The organism is Streptomyces sp. SolWspMP-5a-2 (assembly GCF_900091845.1).
Classification (GTDB): domain Bacteria; phylum Actinomycetota; class Actinomycetes; order Streptomycetales; family Streptomycetaceae; genus Streptomyces; species Streptomyces doudnae.
Map to the genome: position 1 here is coordinate 1 of NZ_FMCI01000356.1, position 18,862 is coordinate 18,862.

Annotated in this window: 15 protein-coding genes and 2 pseudogenes; 7 read left to right on the forward strand and 10 right to left on the reverse strand. The window is 75.5% G+C overall.

The features are described 5' to 3' along the window. The 4 genes and pseudogenes from GA0115242_RS35465 to GA0115242_RS35480 form a co-directional block, all read right to left on the reverse strand. A pseudogene (locus GA0115242_RS35465) lies at window positions 1-1,628 on the reverse strand (hypothetical protein); the annotation flags it as partial. Between the two features lie 37 nt (window positions 1,629-1,665). Further along, window positions 1,666-2,553 carry a hypothetical protein gene (locus GA0115242_RS35470; RefSeq protein ID WP_093835769.1) on the reverse strand — a complete coding sequence of 296 codons (888 nt, stop codon included), beginning with the start codon at window positions 2,551-2,553 and terminating at the stop codon, window positions 1,666-1,668. A 29-nt stretch (window positions 2,554-2,582) separates the two neighbouring features. Continuing rightward, complete coding sequence (locus GA0115242_RS35475) at window positions 2,583-4,109, reverse strand: hypothetical protein (RefSeq protein ID WP_093835770.1); 1,527 nt, start codon at window positions 4,107-4,109, stop codon at window positions 2,583-2,585. Between the two features lie 122 nt (window positions 4,110-4,231). Beyond that, window positions 4,232-4,927 carry a GntR family transcriptional regulator gene (locus GA0115242_RS35480; protein WP_093835771.1) on the reverse strand — a complete coding sequence of 232 codons (696 nt, stop codon included), beginning with the start codon at window positions 4,925-4,927 and terminating at the stop codon, window positions 4,232-4,234. Window positions 4,928-5,090: 163 nt separating this feature from the next. Here GA0115242_RS35480 and GA0115242_RS35485 point away from each other — a divergent pair, with 163 nt between their 5' ends. The 3 genes from GA0115242_RS35485 to GA0115242_RS35495 are packed head-to-tail and all read left to right on the forward strand — an operon-like array spanning window position 5,091 to window position 7,338. After that, window positions 5,091-5,849 (forward strand): LamB/YcsF family protein, encoded by a 759-nt coding sequence (locus tag GA0115242_RS35485; protein ID WP_093835772.1) that lies wholly within the window; start codon window positions 5,091-5,093, stop codon window positions 5,847-5,849. Beyond that, on the forward strand, window positions 5,846-6,463 hold the full coding sequence (locus GA0115242_RS35490; protein ID WP_093835773.1) for a 5-oxoprolinase subunit B family protein: 618 nt from the start codon (window positions 5,846-5,848) through the stop codon (window positions 6,461-6,463). Before GA0115242_RS35485 ends, GA0115242_RS35490 begins: the two co-directional genes overlap by 4 nt. Then, a complete protein-coding gene (locus tag GA0115242_RS35495; protein ID WP_093835774.1) occupies window positions 6,460-7,338 on the forward strand; it encodes a 5-oxoprolinase subunit C family protein in 879 nt (292 codons plus the stop codon). The genes GA0115242_RS35490 and GA0115242_RS35495 overlap by 4 nt, the downstream gene beginning before the upstream one ends. 44 nt (window positions 7,339-7,382) lie before the next feature. On the opposite strand, the pseudogene GA0115242_RS35500 reads toward GA0115242_RS35495, so the two are convergent. The 5 genes and pseudogenes from GA0115242_RS35500 to GA0115242_RS35520 all read right to left on the reverse strand — a co-directional run. Then, window positions 7,383-8,114 (reverse strand): annotated as a pseudogene (locus GA0115242_RS35500) (SGNH/GDSL hydrolase family protein); the annotation flags it as partial. A 617-nt stretch (window positions 8,115-8,731) separates the two neighbouring features. Then, window positions 8,732-9,901: a glycosyltransferase gene (locus tag GA0115242_RS35505; RefSeq protein WP_093835775.1), complete on the reverse strand. Its 1,170-nt coding sequence runs from the start codon at window positions 9,899-9,901 to the stop codon at window positions 8,732-8,734. Then, complete coding sequence (locus tag GA0115242_RS35510) at window positions 9,898-11,025, reverse strand: glycosyltransferase family 4 protein (protein WP_093835776.1); 1,128 nt, start codon at window positions 11,023-11,025, stop codon at window positions 9,898-9,900. Before GA0115242_RS35510 ends, GA0115242_RS35505 begins: the two co-directional genes overlap by 4 nt. A gap of 198 nt (window positions 11,026-11,223) precedes the next feature. Continuing rightward, on the reverse strand, window positions 11,224-12,642 hold the full coding sequence (locus tag GA0115242_RS35515; protein ID WP_093835777.1) for a hypothetical protein: 1,419 nt from the start codon (window positions 12,640-12,642) through the stop codon (window positions 11,224-11,226). Window positions 12,643-12,942: 300 nt separating this feature from the next. Continuing rightward, window positions 12,943-13,335 (reverse strand): ankyrin repeat domain-containing protein, encoded by a 393-nt coding sequence (locus GA0115242_RS35520; RefSeq protein ID WP_093835778.1) that lies wholly within the window; start codon window positions 13,333-13,335, stop codon window positions 12,943-12,945. Window positions 13,336-13,593: 258 nt separating this feature from the next. Here GA0115242_RS35520 and GA0115242_RS35525 point away from each other — a divergent pair, with 258 nt between their 5' ends. Further along, window positions 13,594-13,788 (forward strand): hypothetical protein, encoded by a 195-nt coding sequence (locus GA0115242_RS35525; protein ID WP_093835779.1) that lies wholly within the window; start codon window positions 13,594-13,596, stop codon window positions 13,786-13,788. A 41-nt stretch (window positions 13,789-13,829) separates the two neighbouring features. Then, complete coding sequence (locus GA0115242_RS35530) at window positions 13,830-15,404, forward strand: ATP-binding protein (RefSeq protein WP_093835780.1); 1,575 nt, start codon at window positions 13,830-13,832, stop codon at window positions 15,402-15,404. A gap of 427 nt (window positions 15,405-15,831) precedes the next feature. Here GA0115242_RS35530 and GA0115242_RS35535 read toward each other — a convergent pair whose 3' ends face one another. Next, window positions 15,832-17,331, reverse strand: a complete 1,500-nt coding sequence (locus tag GA0115242_RS35535) for an SCO1417 family MocR-like transcription factor (protein WP_093835781.1) — start codon at window positions 17,329-17,331, stop codon at window positions 15,832-15,834. Window positions 17,332-17,430: 99 nt separating this feature from the next. Between GA0115242_RS35535 and GA0115242_RS35540 the strand changes: the two genes are divergently transcribed. Continuing rightward, window positions 17,431-18,084, forward strand: coding sequence for a membrane protein YczE (locus GA0115242_RS35540; RefSeq protein WP_093835782.1), 654 nt, complete (start codon window positions 17,431-17,433; stop codon window positions 18,082-18,084). Further along, entirely contained in the window at window positions 18,081-18,848 is a 768-nt protein-coding gene (locus GA0115242_RS35545) for a glycerophosphodiester phosphodiesterase (protein WP_093835783.1), read from the forward strand. The genes GA0115242_RS35540 and GA0115242_RS35545 overlap by 4 nt, the downstream gene beginning before the upstream one ends. Window positions 18,849-18,862 lie beyond the last annotated feature (14 nt).

Below are 18,862 nucleotides of genomic sequence, written 5' to 3' on the forward strand. Positions count from 1 at the left end.
CTTCTCGGCGTCGCTCGCGGCGAGCGCGGCGCGGGCCGGGTCGGCGTCGGGGCGCTGTCGTCGAGCCAGCCCGCGCGGACCGCCTCGGCGGTCTCCTGCTCGACCTCGGTGAGGCGCTGGCGCAGGTGTCCGGCCTCGCTGCGGGCGCGCTGGGCCTCGGTGGCGGCGGCGGTGGCGTCCCGGTGGGCCGTCTCGCCGGTCTCCTGGAGGGTGGCGGAGCGTTCCTCGCCCTCGTTGGCGAGGGCCTCGGCGCTCTCGGCGGCGGCGTGCAGGGCGCGGACGAGGTCGACGGCGGCCCGCGCGCGGGCGGCGAGGGCGGGGGCGGCGTCCCGTTCGGCCTCCTGGATGGCGGAGGCGACGCGGGCGACGCGGTCGGCGGCGGCGCGGTGGCGCAGCACGGCCTCGGCCGCCTGCCAGGCGGAGTGCAGGGTGCGGGCGTCGGCCAGTTCGCGTTTCTGGGCGGCGGCGGACTTCTCGGCGGCGGCGAGGGCCAGCGAGGCGTTGCGGTAGGCGAGTTCGGCGGCGATCAGGGAGCTGTGGCCGCGGGCCGACTCGGCCTGGGTGACGGCGTGGGCGGCGCCGGTGACGCGGGTGGCGAGGTCGGCGGCGCGGGTCCGTTCGCGGCCGCCGCGGGCGGAGAGCCTGCGGGCCAGGGAGCGGGTGCGGCGTTCGGCGCCGGTGTGGACCTCGCGGGCGCGGGCGCGGGTGTCGGCGGCGTCGACGATCCGGCCGAGCAGGTCGACGGAACCGGCGGTGAAGTCGCGTTCGGCGATGAGTTCGGCGCGCCTGCCGAGTTTGTTGCCGAAGCCGCCGACGAGATCGGCGAGTCCGTCGGTGTCGCGGGTGTCGGTGACGGCGCGCAGCAGCAGGTCGGTGAAGTCGGAGTCCTTCTTGACCGCGAAGAGGCCGGCCGCCTCGCCCTCGTCGGCGTTCATCTCCCGCTGGTAGCGGAAGAGTTCGGGGTCGAGGCCGAGGTCGCCGAGGTGCTCGATCCAGCGGTCGTGGGTCTCCTCCCAGTGGACCTCCAGGTGCGGGTACGCCTTCCCGGCCTCGGTGAAGGCGTCCCGGAAGCCCTTCATGGTGCGGCGGCGGCCGCGCGCGCCCGACTGCCCCTCGACGGGGGGCCGGACGGCGGTGGACTCGGCGACCGGCAGGTTGTCGAGGCTCAGGCCGGGGCCGGGCCGGAAGGAGTACCAGGCCTCGGCGAACTTGCGAGGGTCGTTGGAGACCTGGCGGCCGCGCCACTCGCTGGCCTTGCCGACGACGACGCACTCGCCGGTGAGGGTGTGCTGCCACTCCAGGACGACGTGTCCGCAGTCGTCGGCGAGCAGGAACTTGCGCAGGACGCCGGAGCTGGCGCCGCCGAGGGTGTTGCGGTGGCCGGGGAGCATCACCGAGAAGATCAGCTTCAGCAGGACGGACTTGCCGCCGCCGTTCTCCAGGAAGAGCACCCCGGCGGGGGCGGGGCGGCGGGGCGGGCCGACCGGCTCCTCCTCGAAGAACTCCGCCTGGGTGGGGGCGGGGTCGGGTACGGGCTGGCCGACACCCCGCAGGTCAAGCACGGTGTCGGCGTAGCGCGCACCGGCGGGCCCGATGGAGTAGAGGCGGACCCGGGACAGCTCGTACATGGCGGACTCTCGTAAGTCTTCGGCAGGTGAGGGGGGTTCAGGAGTGCGACGCGTGGAAGGGGAGCCCGGCGTCGGCCACCAGGTCCAGGTCGTCGGTCTCCTCGGCGGGCAGCAGGGTGGGGGTGCCGTCGGTGACGGGGACGACGCCCAGCTCCAGGAGTTCGGCGAGGGCGGCGCTGCCCGCGAGGTCGCGGACCTGGAGCTGGTAGCGGGCGGTGGTGCGGTAGGTGCCGCCGTTGTCGTCGCCGGTGCGCTGGAGGAAGCCGGAGTCGGTGAGGAAGACGACGGCCTTGCCGACGATGCCGGTGGTGGATCCGGCGAGGCGGCGGGCGTCCTTGGTGGCGCCGGTGGCGCTGCGCCTGGCCCAGATCCGCCAGGCGGCCTCCAGTCCGGGGGCGTCGGTGGCGGGGTCGGTGTTCTCGCCGTGCTCCTCGGCGCGTTCCTCCAGGCGGCGGCAGGCCTGGCGGACGAACGCGTCGACGCCGTTGACGGAGACGCGGCCGATGTAGCCGTCGTCGGCGAGGTCCTCGGGGCGGGGGAACGCGAGGGCGGCGACGGCAAGATGGGCGAGTCCGTGCAGGAACCGGTCGCCGCCGTCGGCGGAGGTGCGGCGGGCGTAGTCGCCCATGCGGACGGCGAAGACCGAGTCCTCGGCGGCGGTGACGGCCATGCCCGCGCGGGGCGACACCTCCAGGACGACGAGGCCGAGTCCGGCGGCGACGGCGTCCGCGAGGCGCGCGAAGGGCGGGTCCTCGCGGTAGCGGCGCAGCAGTTCGGTGTACTCCTGGTCGCGGGCGGGCTGGAGCTTGGGCTGGAGGCCGAACGCGACGAGCCGTGCCGCGTCGGCGGCGTCGGCGGGGGTGACGGGTGCGTTCGCCGGTGCGGCGGGGGCCTCCGCGTCGCTCCACTCGACGTGCTCGCTCACGGCTTCGGCTCCTTGTTCTCGTGGGGTCATCAGGCGGCTTCCGTCCGGTCCGCGGCCATTCCCGCCGCGTCCAGCAGGGCCGTCCCGACGATGAGGTCGGCCCCGCCGAACTCGGGGTCGTCCAGTTCGGTGCCGTCGTCCACGGCGAACAGCAGCTTCTCCTCGCCCTGGCGGTAGGCGGTGCCGACGGCGGGGCTGGCCGCATGCACGGCCAGCAGGGCGACGAGGTAGGGCAGTTCGGGGTCCTGGGTCCGCGCCTCGGCGAGCAGTCCCGAGAGGCGGCGGGGCGCGTCGGCGGGCAGGTCGAGGAGGTGCTTGGCGGCGGCGAGCTGTTCCTCGCTGAACCGGCTGTCGTCCGGGGTGGCGATGAGGTCGGGTTCGGGCATCTCGGCGCCGAGGTGCTCGCGTTCGGCGGGCGGGGTCAGCAGTATGTCGACGAGGTCGGTGACCCGGACCGAGACGGGGGTGCGCAGCCCGGTGCCGCGGGCGAAGAACGCGTCGGTGACGCGGACCGCCTGGTCGAGCGGGAGCGGCAGGACCGGGGCGAGCAGGTGGCCGTAGAGGTCGGTGCCCGAGGTGGTCATGGGGGTGGCGAAGGCCTGCCGGTCCTGCTCGGCGCGGAACAGCGGGCCCGCTTCGAGGAGTCGGGACTGGAGCTGGGTGTGGCGCCGGATGCAGTCCTTGACGATGTCGACCAGCTCGGCGGCGCGGCGCTTGTGCTCGGCCTCCTCCGTCTCGTCGCGGGCCTTGCGGATGTTGGTGAGGATGGCGTTCTCGTGCCGGTAGCGGTCGGCGACGTGGTCCAGCGCCTCGGTGATCATGTCGGGGACGGTGTTGAGCCAGTCGACCGCGCGGACGTTGCGCCGGGTGGCGTCCAGGGCGCGGCGCAGGGTCTCGGAGTACTGGACGGTGCGGTAGCGGGCCTGTTCCGCGGCGAGTTGGGCGTCGGCGAGGCGGCCGCGGTTGATGAGCACCTCCAGCTTCACCTCGGCGGCGATCTGGGCGCTGGTGACGTCCGTGTCGAGGGCGCCGACCAGGACGTTGACCGCTTCGTCGGTGGTGCGCAGGTAGACGGTGCCGCCGGGGCCCGGCACCTCCTCGATCAGCTTGAAGTCGTAGTCGCGCCGGACGTAGCTGCCGTCGGCCGCGAACGTGCCGTACACGGCGCGGAAGCCGCGGTCGACGCTGCCGACGTTGACGAGGTTCTCCAGGACCCAGCGGGCCACCCGTTCGTGCTCGGCGCCGGGGCGCAGCGGGGCCTGGGCGGCGATGCGGGGGACGAGGCGGGCGACTATCTGGTCGTGGTCGGCGCCGGTGTCGAAGTCCATGTTCAGGGTGACCAGGTCGATGGCGGCCAGGGCGACTTCGGCCATGCCGTAGACCGTGTACTCGCCGGCGAGGTTGGCCTTGCGGGCGTCGAGGTCGTGCAGCGGCGCCGTGCAGGCGAGCGCGCGCAGCCGCCGCGCCAGGCCCTCGTCGGCGGCCGGGCCCGGTGCGGGTCGCGGCCCCGCGCTGAGCTGGGGCGGAACGCTGTCCGTCGATGCAGGCGAAGTCACGGTGCACAGACTAGGTCCTCGGTCCGACATCGACCCAAACGGTGCGGATGGCACCCGCGCGCCACCTGGGCTGACGGGTCTCGCGGGGCGGTCCGGGTCCGCGGCCCGCGGACCGCGACCCGCTAGGCGTGGTCCCCGACCCGGCGCCGGTACACGTCGACGACGCGTTCCAGCGACTCCGTCAGGTAGACCTCCAGCTCCGTCTCGGCCTCGGCGCGGCGCCCCGCGCGGAGCGTCTCGTGGAGCAGGTGGTTGCGCTTGAGGTAGGGCTCGTGCAGGCGCCTGGGGTCGTCGACGATGTGGAAGGCGAGGCGCAGTTCGGCGAAGACACCGCGCATCAGTTCGTCGGTGCGCGCGCTGCCCGCGAGCGCGACGAGCTCCCGGTGGAAGTGGATGTTGGCGGTGCCCACCGCTTTCCAGTCGGCCCCGCGGGCGGCCCGCCGGCCCTCCTCGACGGCCGTGCCGAGCGCCTCCAGGTCGTACGGCGGTTCGCCGAGCCCGCGGACGACGGCGCACTCGACGAGGATGCGGGTGCGGTAGATGTCCTCGACGTCCTCCACGGTCAGGACGCGGACGAAGACGCCCCTGTTCAGCTCGTGGACGAGCAGCCGTTCGTGGGTGAGCAGCCGGAACGCCTCGCGCAGCGTGTTGCGGGAGACCCCGAGGGCGCCGCCGATGCCGTCCTCCGGGAGCCGGGTCCCCGGGGGGAAGAACCCGTCGGCGATCCGGCTTCTGAGGATGTCCGAGACCCGTTCGGCGGTGCTGGTCCGCCCGAGCAGGGCACGGTCGTCGGCCAGGTCGGTCAGCTGCTCTGCCATGCCCGGAATTGAACCGCAGACATCAGGACGGGACAACATGGGTATGGGAGGATCGTTGAACGATCCTCACACCGCACGCGAGGGTGTGCGCGCGGTGGCGGATGTCCCTGACCGACCCCCGCGACGAGCGGTGCCGCGTCGCCCGAGTGGAAACATGGGGAGCATGACGTCGATCGACCTGAACGCCGACCTCGGCGAGGGCTTCGGCCGCTGGCGGCTGACCGACGACGAGGGGCTGCTGTCCGTCGTCACCAGCGCCAACGTGGCGTGCGGATTCCACGCCGGGGACCCGGCGACCATGCGCCGCGTCTGCGCGCTCGCGGCCGAGAGGGGGGTGCGGATCGGCGCCCAGGTCTCCTATCGGGACCTGGCCGGGTTCGGGCGGCGCGCGATGGACGTGCCGTCCGCCGAGCTGACCGCCGAGATCGCCTACCAGATCGGCGCCCTGGAGGTCTTCGCGCGCGCGGCGGGCACGCGCGTGTCGTACGTGAAACCGCACGGCGCGCTCTACAACCGGGCGGTGGACGACGAGGAGCAGGCCGCCGCGGTGGTGGCGGGCGTGCGGCTCGCCGACGCCTCGCTGCCCGTGCTCGGCCTGCCGGGCTCCCGGCTGCTCGACCTGGCGGCGGCGGCCGGGCTGCCGGCCGTCCCCGAGGCGTTCGCCGACCGCGCCTACACCGGCCGGGGCACGCTGGTGCCGCGCGACCGGGAGGGCGCCGTCGTCACCGATCCGGAGACGGTGGTGGCGCGCTCCGTCGGCCTCGCGCGCGACGGCGAGGTGACCGCCCGCTCCGGGGAGCGCGTCGCGGTCCGCGCGCGGTCGCTCTGCCTGCACGGCGACACACCCGGCGCGGTCGAGCTGGCCCGGCGGGTCAGGGACCGGCTGCGGGACGCGGACGTGCGCGTGGAGCCCTTCGCATGAGGGCGCTGCGCGTCGGAGCGGAGGCGCTGCTGGTCGAGGTGGCGTCGGGCGAGCAGGCGCGGGCGCTCCACGCCGAGCTGCTGCGGCGCCGCGCGGCGGGTTCCCTGACGGTCGGTGAGATCGTCCCGGCGGCCCGCACCGTCCTCCTCGACGGGCTGCGCGATCCGGCCCGCCTGGCGGCCGAGCTGACCGCCGCCGAGGTGCCGCCCGCGCCGCCGCCCCCGGACGCGGCGGTCGAGATCCCGGTCCGCTACGACGGCCCCGACCTGGCCGACGTCGCCGCGCTCTGGGGCGTCACGGAGCGGGAGGCGGCCCGCGTCCACGCGGGGACGGTGTTCACCGTGGCGTTCTGCGGCTTCGCACCCGGCTTCGGCTATCTGACCGGGCTGCCCGAGCGCTACGAGGTACCGCGCAGGGCCACCCCGCGCACCGCCGTGCCCGCCGGTTCGGTGGCGCTCGCCGGGCCCTACACGGGCGTGTACCCGACGGCGTCGCCGGGCGGCTGGCAGGTGATCGGGCACACCGACGCCGTGCTGTGGGACCCCGCGCGCGTACCGGCCGCGCTGCTGTCGCCCGGCACGCGCGTGCGCTTCGTCGCGGTGGGGGCGTCATGACGGACCGCGCGCTGGTCGTCGTCCGGGCCGGGGCGCTCACCACCGTCCAGGACCGGGGTCGCCCCGGCCACGCCCACCTCGGGGTACCGCGCTCCGGGGCGCTCGACGGGCCCGCCGCCGCGCTCGTCAACCGGCTGGTCGGCAACCCGCCCGGGGCGGCCGTCCTGGAGACCACGCTCGACGGCTGCGCGCTGCGCCCGCGCACGGCGGTCACGGTGGCCGTGGGCGGCGCCCCCTGCCCGGTAGCGGTGGACGGCGGACCGGCGGCGTGGGCGGCGCCGGTGCGGGTCCCGGCGGGCGCGCTCCTGGAGGTCGGCGCCCCGACCAGCGGGGTACGGAGCTATGTGGCCGTCTCCGGCGGGATCGCCGTCGCGCCGGTCCTGGGCAGCCGCTCCACCGACCTCCTCTCCGGGCTCGGGCCGCCGCCGCTGGCGAACGGCGCGGCCCTGCCCCTCGGCCGTCCCGGCGCCCCGCACGCGCGCGTGGACGTCGCCCCGCAGCCCGCGCCCCCCGCCGAGCTGGTCCTGCGGTTCCTGCCGGGGCCGCGCGACGACTGGTTCACCCCGGAGGCGCTGCGCACGTTCGGCACGCGCGCGTACACGGTCTCCCCGGCGGCGAACCGGATCGGGCTGCGCACGCTCGGGCCCGCCCTGGAGCGGGCCGTCGGGGGCGAACTGCCCAGCGAGGGCATGGTGTCGGGCGCCGTCCAGGTGCCGCCGGACGGCAGACCTGTGGTCTTCCTCGCCGACCATCCGACCACGGGCGGCTACCCGGTGATCGCGGTGGTCCACCCGGCCGACCTCCCGGCCGCGGCCCAGGCACCGCCCGGGACACCGGTCCGCTTCGTGCGCGGGACGGAGCGGGGCGGCCGGTAGCGGCGCCGCCCCGGAACCCGTGCCGGGCGGAGCCCCCTCGGCGGCTACACGGCGTCCGCCCGCTCGGTGACGGACAGCGCGGCCAGCGCCGCCGACACGGCCGCCGTGGCGCGCAGGTCGAGGCGCGCGCTGGTGCCCCGGGCGCGGTGGCGCATCTCGTCGGCGGCCAGGCCCAGGAGCTGCGGCAGCAGATCGGTGCACCGCCTGGCGACCCAGCCGGTGCCCGCGGTGGCCAGCCACCACAGGCTCGCCGCCCGGGTGGGCGCCGGGAAGTCGGGTTCGGGCGACGGCGCGGGCCCCTCGGCGAGGCCGGTTCCCGCCAGCAGCGCGTGGAAGCGGACGGCGAGCTGCCGGTGCCCGCGTTCGCCCGGATGCAGCCGGTCGGCGCTCCACATCGCCCGCTCGCTCAGCCAGGCGCCCTCGGCCGCGTGCAGATGGACGGCGCCGTACCGCTCGGAGAGGGCGTGGACGACGGCGTTGACCGCCCGCTGCCGCCGGGCCAGTGGACGCGCCAGGGCCCCGGGCAGCCCGAGTGTCGCCCCGGGGTCCGGCAGGCACGCGGTGAGGAGGACGGCGCCCTGCCGGGTGAACGCCCGGTACACCTCGTCGAGGCGGGTGGCGACGGCGTGGATGTCGAAGGTGCAGCGGAGGGTGTCGTTGACGCCGATGACCACGGAGACCAGGTCGGGCCGGAGGGCCAGCCCCGCGGGGGTCTGCTCCTCCAGCACCTCCCGGGTCTGCGCCCCGCTGACCGCGAGATTGACGAACTCGACACCCCCGGACCGAGCCCGGCCGCCGTCGCCGTCCTCGTGCGACCGACCACCGTCCCGGCGACCGCCCGGACGACCACCGTCACCGTGCGGACGATCACCATCCCGGCGACCGTCCGGACGGCCACCGTCGCCGCCACCGTGCGGACGACCACCGTCCCGACCACCGCCCGGACGACCACCGTCCCGACCACCGCCCGGACGGCCGTCGTTCCCACCGCCGTACCGACGATCGCCCCCAGTGCCACCGAGAGGACGGCCACCGTCCCCGAGGCTGCCCACGCGGCCGGCACCCGCCCCGGCGGCGACCGCGGACACCGCACCGGCAGCACCGGCCGACCCCGCCCCCACGCACGCCGCCCGCCACCGAGCCGAGGCCTCGGCCTCCCCCGTAAGAGACAGCCCCGCCTCCCCGGGAACCGACGAGATCGCGTCGACCAGGACCGCCGGGAGCGCATCGGCCACCACCGGCAGGACCGCCGCACTCCGGGCCGACGCCCCCGCCGCACGGGTCCCCCCGAGACCGTCGGCCAGCAACGCCGCCCAGCCGCGCCAGCCCTCCCCCACCGGGTCGCCGACCCCTTCGGTCAGCGAGTCGCCGAGGGCGACGAACCGCACGGCTCTCATGCCACGGCCCCCGGGACGGACGTCGTCGTCGGGGCAGGCCTGAGCCCGGTCGCGTCGTGGGCCGCGAGGAACGCGTCGACGGCGGTGTCCCAGCCGAAGCACGCGGCACGCGCGCGTGCCGCGTCCCGCCGCGCCGCCTCGGGCAGGCACAGGAGCGCGTCGACGGCGTCGGCGAACGCCTCCCCGGTGTCCGCGGCGACCGCGCCCGCCGAGCCGATGACCTCGGGGAGCGCGGAGGACACGCTGACCACGACCGGCGTCCCGCACGCCATGGCCTCCAGCGCGGCGAGCCCGAAGGTCTCGGCGGGCCCGGGGGCCAGGCAGACGTCGGCGGAGGCCTGGAGGGCGCCCAGTTCGGCGCGGTCGGAGACGTGCCCGAGGAAGGTGACCGGCAGCCTCCGCTCCCGCGCGCGCTGTTCGAGGCGCGGGCGCAGCGGCCCGTCCCCGGCGATCACCAGCACCGCCCGCCGGCCGCGCCGCAGCAGCGCCTCCAGGGCGTCGAGCGCGGTGCCCGGCCGCTTCTCCACGGAGAGCCGGGTGCAGGTCACCAGGAGCGTCTCGGCGGCCCGCGCGTGGCGTGCGCGCAGTCCCGCGTCGCGCAGCGCGGAGTGCCTGGCCGCCAGGTCCACGCCGAGCGGGGCCCTGACGACGTTGCGGGCGCCGATCCGCACGAACTCGCGTTCGGCGAACTCGGTCGTGCAGACCACGCGCGCGTAGGCGTGCGCCGTCCGCACGTTGAGGGCGTCGGCGGCGCGGCGGGCGGCGCCCTCGGAGAGGCCCCAGGTGCGCAGGACGCCGTCGGCGGTCTCGTGGGAGACCATCACGGCCGGTACCCGGGCCCGCCGCGCCCATCTGCCGGTCCAGCGCAGGGTGGTCCGGTCGGAGACCTCCAGGCGGTCGGGGGCCAGGTCGGCGAGGACCCGGGACACCGCGCCGCGGTCGGTCAGGACGCGGTAGCCGCCGGTGCCGGGCAGCAGCGGTCCCGGCAGGGTGATGACGCGGCCCTGCTCGGTGTCGCGGTCGTCGGCGCGGGCGCCGGGGACGATCAGGACGGGGTCGTGCCCGGCCCGCAGGTAGCCGCTGCCGAGTTCGCGCAGGGCGGTGCGCAGGCCGCCCGAGGACGGGGCGACGAAGTTGGCGAGCCGGACGATCCGCAGCGGGGTCACGCGGCCACCGCCGTCCGGCGCGCGGCGCGCACGTCCTGGTAGTGGCCGATCAGCTGGTCGCCGACGGCGGCCCAGGTGCGGCCCTCGACGGTGGCCCGCGCGGCGGCGCCGAACGCGGCGCGCCGTCCGGCGTCGGCGGCCAGGGCGGCCACCGCGTCGGTGACGGCGTCCGTGTCGCGCGGCGGGACCAGCAGCCCGGTGCGTCCGTGGGCGACCAGGTCGAGGGGGCCGCCCGCGGCCGGGGCGACGACGGGCACGCCGCTCGCCATGGCCTCCTGCACGGTCTGGCAGAACGTCTCGAACGGGCCGGTGTGCGCGAAGACGTCGAGGGAGGCGAAGATCCGGGCGAGTTCGTCGCCGGTGCGGCGGCCGAGGAAGACCGCGCCGGGCAGCGCCTGCTGGAGCGCGGGCAGGCTGGGCCCGTCACCGGTGATGACGACCCGGACGCCGGGCAGTCCGCAGACCCCGGCGAGCAGTTCGACCTGCTTCTCGGGCGCGAGCCGTCCCACGTAGCCGACGAGGAGTTCGCCGCCGGGGGCGAGTTCGCGGCGCAGCGCCTCGTCGCGCAGCTCGGGGCGGAAGCGGGCGGTGTCGACGCCGCGCTGCCACAGCCGCACCCGGGGCACCCCGTGCGTCTCCAGGTCGCGCAGGGCGGCGCTGGACGGCGCGAGGGTGAGGTCGGCGGCGGAGTGGACGGAGCGGATGCGGCGCCAGGCGGCGGCCTCGCCCGCGCCCATGTAGGTGCGGGCGTACCCGGCGAGGTCGGTCTGGTAGACGGCGACGGCGGGGACGCCGAGCCGGGCGGCGGCGGCCATGCCGCGGACGCCGAGGACGAAGGGACTGGCCAGGTGGACGACGTCGGGGCGGTGCTCGACGAGCGTCGCGGCGAGGCGGCGGCTGGGGAGGGCCACGCGCACCTGGGGGTAGCCGGGGAGCGGGAGGGACGGGACGTGGACGACCCGGCACGGCGCGGAGGCGTCGGGGCGGTGTCCGGGGGCCGGGGCCGGGGTGACGACGACGGGAGTGTGACCGCGATCTACGAGGTGCCGGGCGGTCTGGAGCGCGCAGTGGGCCACGCCGTTCACGTCGGGGGGAAAGGATTCGGTCACGATGACGACACGCATACCGGTGTTCTCGCCGCGCTGGACGTGGCCGCGTCAACGTGGATCTTTCCTGGCGGGGAACGTCCCATGAGCGTTCGCCCGCGCACCCGCGCAGGTCAGGAGGCGTCCACGCGCTCCTGACCCGCGGGTCACCCGGTGTTCACCCGGCGGGCGGACCGATGCGCCGTTGCGGACGTTTCAGGCCGCCGTGCGGGGGTTTCAGACGGCGGGCGCGTCGGGCCCGATCCGGCTGCGGACGGCGGTCTGCACCTCGGCCTCCTCGGCGGGGTCGGCGGCCAGTCTGCGCAGGCGCTCGACGACCCTGGCGTCGCCGGTCTCGGCGTGCCGGGCGGCGATCTCCCGGGTGGTCTCCTCGCAGTCCCAGAGGCACTCGACGGCGAAGCCGGCCGGGAAGGAGGGGTCGGTGGCGGCGAGGGCGCGGGCGGCGCGGCCGCGTAGGTGGGAGGAGGCGGTCTCGCGGTAGATGTGGCGCAGGACGGGCGCCGCGCAGGCGATGCCGAGCCGTCCGGTGCCGTCGACGAGGGTGAAGAGGGTGGGGGCGTCGGGCCCCTCGCCCCGCACGGCCTCGCGCAGCGCGCCCAGGACCAGGTCACGGTCCTCGGCGCCGCCGAGGCAGGCGAGCATGCGTCCGGCGGCGGCGCCGAGCGGGTCGGGCCGCCGGGCCCAGCCGCGGGCCCGGTCGACGGCGGCTGCGCCGCGCATCCGTTCGAAGGCGTCGACGGCGGCCTCCACGACCACCGGGGTGCCGGTGCGCACCGCGGCCTCGATGAGGTCGAGGGCGGCCGCGTCGTCGCCGTCGGCGAGGTAGCGCAGCGCCGTGCAGCGGGCGCCGTCGGTGCCCTCCAGGGCGGCGCGCAGGATCTCGGGGCGGTCGTCGGGGCCCGCGACGGCGACCAGGCAGCGGGCGGCCGGGACATGGAGGGCTGCGCCGCGGTCCATGCCCTGCTGGGCCCACTCGAAGACGGCCTGGACGCTCCATCCGGGCCGGGGTCCGGCGGGACGCAGTTGCCGCTGCCAGCGGTCGAAGCAGCCGGTCTCCCGGGCGGCCCGCACCCGGGCGGCGACCGACGGGCGCGGGTCGTCGGCCCACAGCCGCCAGGGGCGCGGCTCGAACGCGTCGCGCACGGCGACGGCGAGTTCGGCCTCGCCCTCGGCGTCGGTGGCGAACCGGGCCAGGGTCGGGGCGGCCAGGGCGCGCAGGCCCGCGTCGTCGTCCCGCAGCGCCAGCTCGTCCAGCGCCCAGGCCCAGTTGCTGCCCTCGGCGGCGTAGCGGCGCAGCAGTTCGAGCGCGTCGCGCCTGCCGTAGGAGGCGAGGTGGCCGAGGACGGCGAGGGTGAGTCCGGTGCGGGACTCGTCGGTGTCGAAGACGTCCTCGACGGCGAAGAGGTGCGTCTCGATCTCGTCCAGCTCGCCGCGCAGGTCGAGGTAGAGCCGGGCGTAGTAGAGGGAGCGGTTCTCCACCTGCCAGTCGTGGCGGGGATCGCGCAGCACGCAGTGGTTGAGGGCCGCGAGCGCCTCGGCGCGCGGGGCGGTGAGCGCGTGCAGCGTTCCGTCGCCACGGCCCCTCTGGAGGAGGCCGAGCAGGGTTCCGCTGGGCGCTATGACCGGATCGAACATGGGAGACAGCCTCACATCAAGCGTCGACGCAACCGGGGACCACGCACTACCTGGCCGCGTGACAACACGTCGGGGCGCCCGCCGTCTCTTGCTTGCTGTAGACCATTTCCTCTGCCTCTCGTCAGTGGCCCATGCGGACCGTGTCACGGCCCGCGCGGTGCGGCATCACCTGCCCAGCCATCGCGTCCGTGAATCACGGAGTCATGATGACCCGGCACTTCGACCTGCCGCGACCGAAATATCGGCGGCCTGGTACCGCCTCCCCCGTTGCTCGTGTTCTCGCTGGTCAGATGGTGTGTCTCAGTGCGCGCCGAACAGGTCGAGGAGGTCGGCCTTGCCGAACATCCGGGCCGTGTCGACGGCGGACGGGGTGCCCGCGGAGGGATCGGCTCCGCTTTCCAGCAGGGCGTGGATCACGTCCGTCTCCCCTTTGAAGACGGCACCGGCGAGCGGGGTCTGGCCCCGGTCGTTGATGTCGTCGGCCGCCGCGCCCCGGGCGAGCAGCGCGCGGACCGCGTCGGCGTGCCCGTGGTAGGCGGCGAGCATGACGAGGCTGTCGCCGCGGTCGTTGGTGAGGGTGGCCGGGACGCCCGCGTCGACGTACGCGACGAGCGCCTCGGTCCGCCCCTGCCGGGCAAGATCGAAGATCTTGGTCGCCAGCTCCACGACCTCGGGGTCGGGGGCTTCAGTCATCGGCCGGACCGCCTCTCGTACAACCGTTCAGGTGAATCGTCAGGGTACTGGTTCCGCGGCACATGACCCGAAGTGCCGGAGGTAAAGATCACCGAAGACCCGGTCGGACGCAAACCCGGCGCCCAACCCGCTCGGACAGGGCCGCCAACCGGGGGAAATTCGCCGAAATTCACTCAGTTGCACCTTTTATCGTATGGATACATCCTGTGAGCCTGGAAGTACTCATGGTGACTGTCCCCGCGAACCAGGAGAACGCAAATGATCCTGTCCATGTCAGGCGTGGTCCTTCTCGGCATCATCGTCTTCCTCTTCTTCCGCAAGGACGGGCTGAAGGCGTCCCACGCCATGGTGTCGGCCCTGTTCGGCTTCTACCTGGCGAGCACGGCGATCGCCCCGAGCATCAAGGCGGGCGGCGAGAGCCTGGCCAGCCTCCTCGGCGGCATCAAGTTCTGACCCGGTTCCGTCCCGTCCGTACGCACCTCCAGGAGACAGCAGTGGCCCGGCGCCCCCTCCCCAGCATCCTGAGCACAGGCAGCGCGCAGATCGCCCGGAGCCGGGAGCTGGCCCGGACGGCGGCGGACAGCGCCACCGATGTCCTCCATCCGCTGATCACGATCACGCGCGGACTGCGCCGCCTGGCAGCCGCCGGGCGGCGCAGATGGACCGACACCCCCAAGGACAAGCGCGGGCCGCTCCTGTTCCTCGCGGCCTCCGTGGTCCTGGTGGTGGCGCTGGCCCCCTACGGTCCGCTGCTCGCCGTCATCGCCCTGATGGCGGCGGCGGCCTGGCACGGCCGGGACACCGTCCCACCGCCCGCCGAGGGTCCCGACGAGTCCCAGGTCAAGCGCCTCGCCTCGCTCTACGAGGCGCTGATCCCGTACTTCTCGGTCGAGGAGGACCCGGCCCCGCTCTACACCCACGGCGGCGACTGGGAGGCGGTCTTCCCCGCCCACGAGTTCGACCCGGCGGGCCGGATCAGCCACCTCACGATCCGCTACCCCGCCTATTTCCCGGACGGCGAGAGCGGCGCGCGCGCCCGCATCGAGCAGGTGCTGCACGCCAAGTCGGGGCGCGGCCGCGAGTTCCGCTTCGCGTGGGACGAGGAGGGCAACCAGCTCTCCGTCACCGTCCTGACGCCGCTGCCGCTCGACATCGCCGCCCAGCCCTTCGTCACCGCGCCGGGCGAGACGGTCCTCGGCTTCACCGACCCCACCGAGGTCCAGCGCACGCTGCCGCTCACCCACGGCGAGCAGCGGCGCGACGTCCCGCCGGTGGTGTGGCGCACCGGCGTCCGCTCCACCGAGCCGCACCTGCTGGTCGTGGGCCAGCCGGGCAGCGGCACCTCCACCCTGCTGCGCTCGATCGCCCTGCAGGCGCTGCGCCACGGCGACGTGGTGATCGTCGAGGGCGGCGGCACCGGCGAGTACGCCTGCCTGACCGGCCGGGACGGCGTGCTCGCCGTCGAGTGCGGTGTCGTCGGGGCGACGGCCGGGCTCGAGTGGGCGGCGCACGAGACGGAACGGCGGCTGGTGGCGCTGAACCGGGCCCGCCAGGCGGGCCATCCGCCGCCGGCGGACGCCAGGCGTCCGCTGTGGATCCTCGTCGACCGCCCGAGCGCCTTCGCCCACGTGGCCGCCACCGGCGACCACGCCGACCCGCAGGCCCTGCTCCAGGTCCCGCTGCGGCACGGCCGCGCCGCGAACGTGACGGTGGTGGTGGCCGAGCAGTTCGACACCGCCGACACCCTCAGCGAACCGGTCCTCCAGCAGACCCGCGCCCGGGTGGTGCTCGGTCCGGCGTCCCCCGGGCAGTTGGCGGAGTTCCTCGGCGCCCCGTCGCACACCACGCCGGCCGCCCAGGTGCCCGCGGGCCGCGGCTACGCCCGCCTCGGCAACGGCCCCGTGCTGCGGCTCCAGGTCCCGAGGACCCCCGACCCCTACGACGACGCGACCACCGACGCGGACCGCCAGGCGGTGCTGGATCTGCTGCCGCCGCGTTCGCACCCGGCGGAGACGCTCCCCGCGCCCATGGAGCACCTGCCGGTGGAGGCCGGGGCGGAGAGCTCCTGACCCACCCCCGACGAGGCGCCGCGGCCGTTCCGCCCACGAACCCCCGCGGCGCCTCTCCCGTTCCCGGACCTCTGCCCCACCCCCGGCCGCCACGGACGCCCCGGCGCCCACGGCACATCCGCGGTTCACGCTTCCTGGCCCACCCCTGGTGCCGGTGCAGCGCAAGCCGCCCGGCCCCGGACCCACCCCAGGGCCCCGCAGCACGGGACGCCCGGAACCCCGCCCACAACCGGAAGCCCACCCACCGCACGACGAACCCCGTCAGCGGCCCACCCGCCCACGGCACCCGCACCCCGTCAGCCCCACCAGCCCGACAGAGCACCGGCGCCCCACCGGACCAGCGCAGCACCGACGCCCCACCGGACCCCTGCGCCTCACCGGACCGACAGACCACCGACGCCCGTCTGCCTCAAGGGCATCACCGCGTTCACGCCACGAACGTCCGCGGTGTCTCCCCCGTCCCCGTCGCCCCCTTCTCCACCAGCCGTGCCGCCGCCGCGAGGCGGACCGCCGCCTCCTCCGCGACCGCGCCCGAGACGGTGAACGGCAGCCGCACATAGCCCTCGAACGCGCCGTCCACCCCGAACCGCGGCCCCGACGGCACCCGCACCCCGATCCGCTCCCCCACCTCGGCGAGCCGCGAGCCGGAGAGGCCGCCGGTGCGCACCCACAGCGTGAGGCCGCCCCGGGGCACCTCGAACTCCCAGTCGGGCAGGGCCCGTCGGACCGCGGCGACCAGCGCGTCCCGGTTCTCCCTGGCCTGCGCGCGCCGCACCTCGACCGCCCGCTCCCAGCCGCCGGTGCCGAACAGCCAGTTCACCGCGAGCTGTTCGAGGACCGGCGTGCCGAGGTCTGCGTAGGCGCGCGCGGCGACCAGGCTGCGCACGGTGTCGGGGGCCGCGCGCACCCAGCCGATCCGCATCCCGGCCCAGAACGCCTTGCTGGCGGAGCCCACGGTGACCACGGTGGACCCGGCCGGGTCGAAGGCGCAGACCGGGCGCGGCATCCGGACGTCGTCGTCGAGCCACAGCTCGCTCATCGTCTCGTCGGCCACCAGGACCGTCCCGGCGGAGCGGGCCGCCTCGACCAGCCCGCGGCGCTGGTCCTCGTCGGCGAGGGCGCCGGTCGGGTTGTGGAAGTCGGCCACGATGTAGGCGATCCGGGGCGCCGCGTCCCGGAAGACCTGGCGCCAGCGGTCGAGGTCCCAGCCGGACAGCGCGTCCGCCATCGCCACGGGCACCAGCCGGGCGCCGGTCTCCCGCATCAGCTGGAGGATGTTGGCGTAGGACGGCGACTCGACGGCGATGCGCTCGCCGCGTCCGGCGAAGAGATGGCAGATGGCGTCCATGGCGCCCATCGCACCGGTGGTGACCATGATCTGCTCGGGCATGGTGGGGATGCCGCGCGCGGTGTAGCGGTCGGCGATCATCGCGCGCAGGGCGGGCAGCCCGGCCGGGTAGTCGCCGTGGGTGTGGGCGTACGGCGGCAGCTCCTCCAGGGCGCCGCGCACCGCCCGGGTCAGCCAGGGCTCGGGCGCCGGGAGGGCAGCGGTGCCCAGGTCGATCATCGAGCCGAGCCGCTCGGGCGGCAGCGGTTCAAGACCGCGCGCGGGCAGCGGGTTCCCGGCCGGGACCGCCGTCCAACTGCCCGCGCCGCGCCGGGACTCCAGGAAGCCCTCGGTGCGCAGCGCCTCGTAGGCGGCGGCGACCGTGGTGCGGCTGACGGAGAGGGCGAGGGCGAGTTCGCGTTCGGCGGGCAGCCGGGCCGCGACCGGGACCCGGCCCTCCAGGACCAGCAGTCTGATGCCGTCGGCGAGCGCCCGGTAGGCGGGCGGTCGGCGGGTGCCGGGGCCCGCCGGACGCTCCTGCTGCGAGCCGAGGAGCCGGGCGAGTTGCGCGGCACCCATCGCCGAAGTCCACTGAGCCATGGAAATCAGTCCACCTTCCCGGAATTGGCCATGGATGGCGCTTCCTTCCACGCCACAGGGTGTCACGTGTCAGGCCACTACGACCAGGGGGAGCATGTCTTGTCCACACGGAGCCGTCTCGGGCGGCGGTTGACGCGGTTGTACGCGGGGCTCGCGCTGTACGGCGCCAGCTCCGGACTGCTCGTCGAGGCGGGCCTCGGTCTCGAACCCTGGAACGTGCTGCACCAGGGCCTGGCCGAACTCACCGGGCTGACCATCGGGGTCGTGTCGATCATCATCGGCGCGGCCGTGCTGCTGCTGTGGATCCCGCTGCGCCAGCGCCCGGGGCTCGGCACGGTCTCCAACGTCTTCGTGGTCGGCCTCGCCATGGACGCCACCCTCGCCCTGCTCCCCGACGTCCACGGCCTGGCCGTCCGGATCCCGCTGCTGGTGGCGGGCGTGGTCCTCAACGGCCTCGCCACCGGCCTCTACATCAGCGCCCGCTTCGGCCCCGGCCCCCGGGACGGTCTGATGACGGGCCTGCACCGGCGCACCGGGCGTTCGATCCGGCTGCTGCGGACGGCGATCGAGCTGACGGTGGTGGCGACCGGCTTCGCCCTCGGCGGCACCGTCGGCGTCGGCACCGTCCTGTACGCGGTGGCCATCGGCCCGCTCGCCCAGCTCTTCCTGCGGATGTTCGACGCCGCCCCGGCACCGGACCGCAGCACGCCCGTTGCCGACGGGCCACCGCCGCGCGCGATACTGCCCGGGTGACCACCCCGATACGCCATCCCTACCTCGACCATCCCGGTCCGATCGCCTTCGCCCACCGCGGCGGTGACGCGGACGGCCTGGAGAACACGCTGCCCCAGTTCCGGCGCGCGGTGGCGGCGGGCTACCGCTACATCGAGACCGACGTGCACACCACGGCGGACGGCAGGCTGGTCGCCTTCCACGACGCGACCCTCGACCGGGTCACCGACGGCTCCGGGCGGATCGCGGACCTGCCCTGGCGCGAGGTCCGGGACGCGCGCGTGGCGGGCAGGGAACCGCTCCCCCTCTTCGAGGAGCTGCTGGAGACGTTCCCCGGGGTGCGCTGGAACGTCGACCTCAAGGCGGAGTCCGCCCTCCACCCCTTCCTGGAACTGGTGGAGCGCGCCGACGCCTGGGACCGGATCTGCGTGGGCTCCTTCTCCGAGGCCCGGGTGGTGCGCGCCCAGCGGCTGGCCGGACCGCGCCTGGCGACCTCGTACGGCACCCGGGGCGTGCTCAACCTGCGGCTGCGCTCCTGGGGGGTGCCGGCCGCGCTGCGCTCGTCGGCGGTCGCGGCCCAGGTGCCGGAGACGCAGTCCGGCATCCAGGTCGTCGACCGCAGGTTCGTGCGCGCCGCCCACGCGCGCGGGCTCCAGGTGCACGTGTGGACGATCAACGAGGCGGACCGGATGCACCGGCTCCTGGACCTCGGCGTCGATGGCATCATGACCGATCACATCGACACACTGCGCCGGGTCATGGAGGAGCGGGGCGTCTGGGTCTGAGGCCCGGCAGTCGT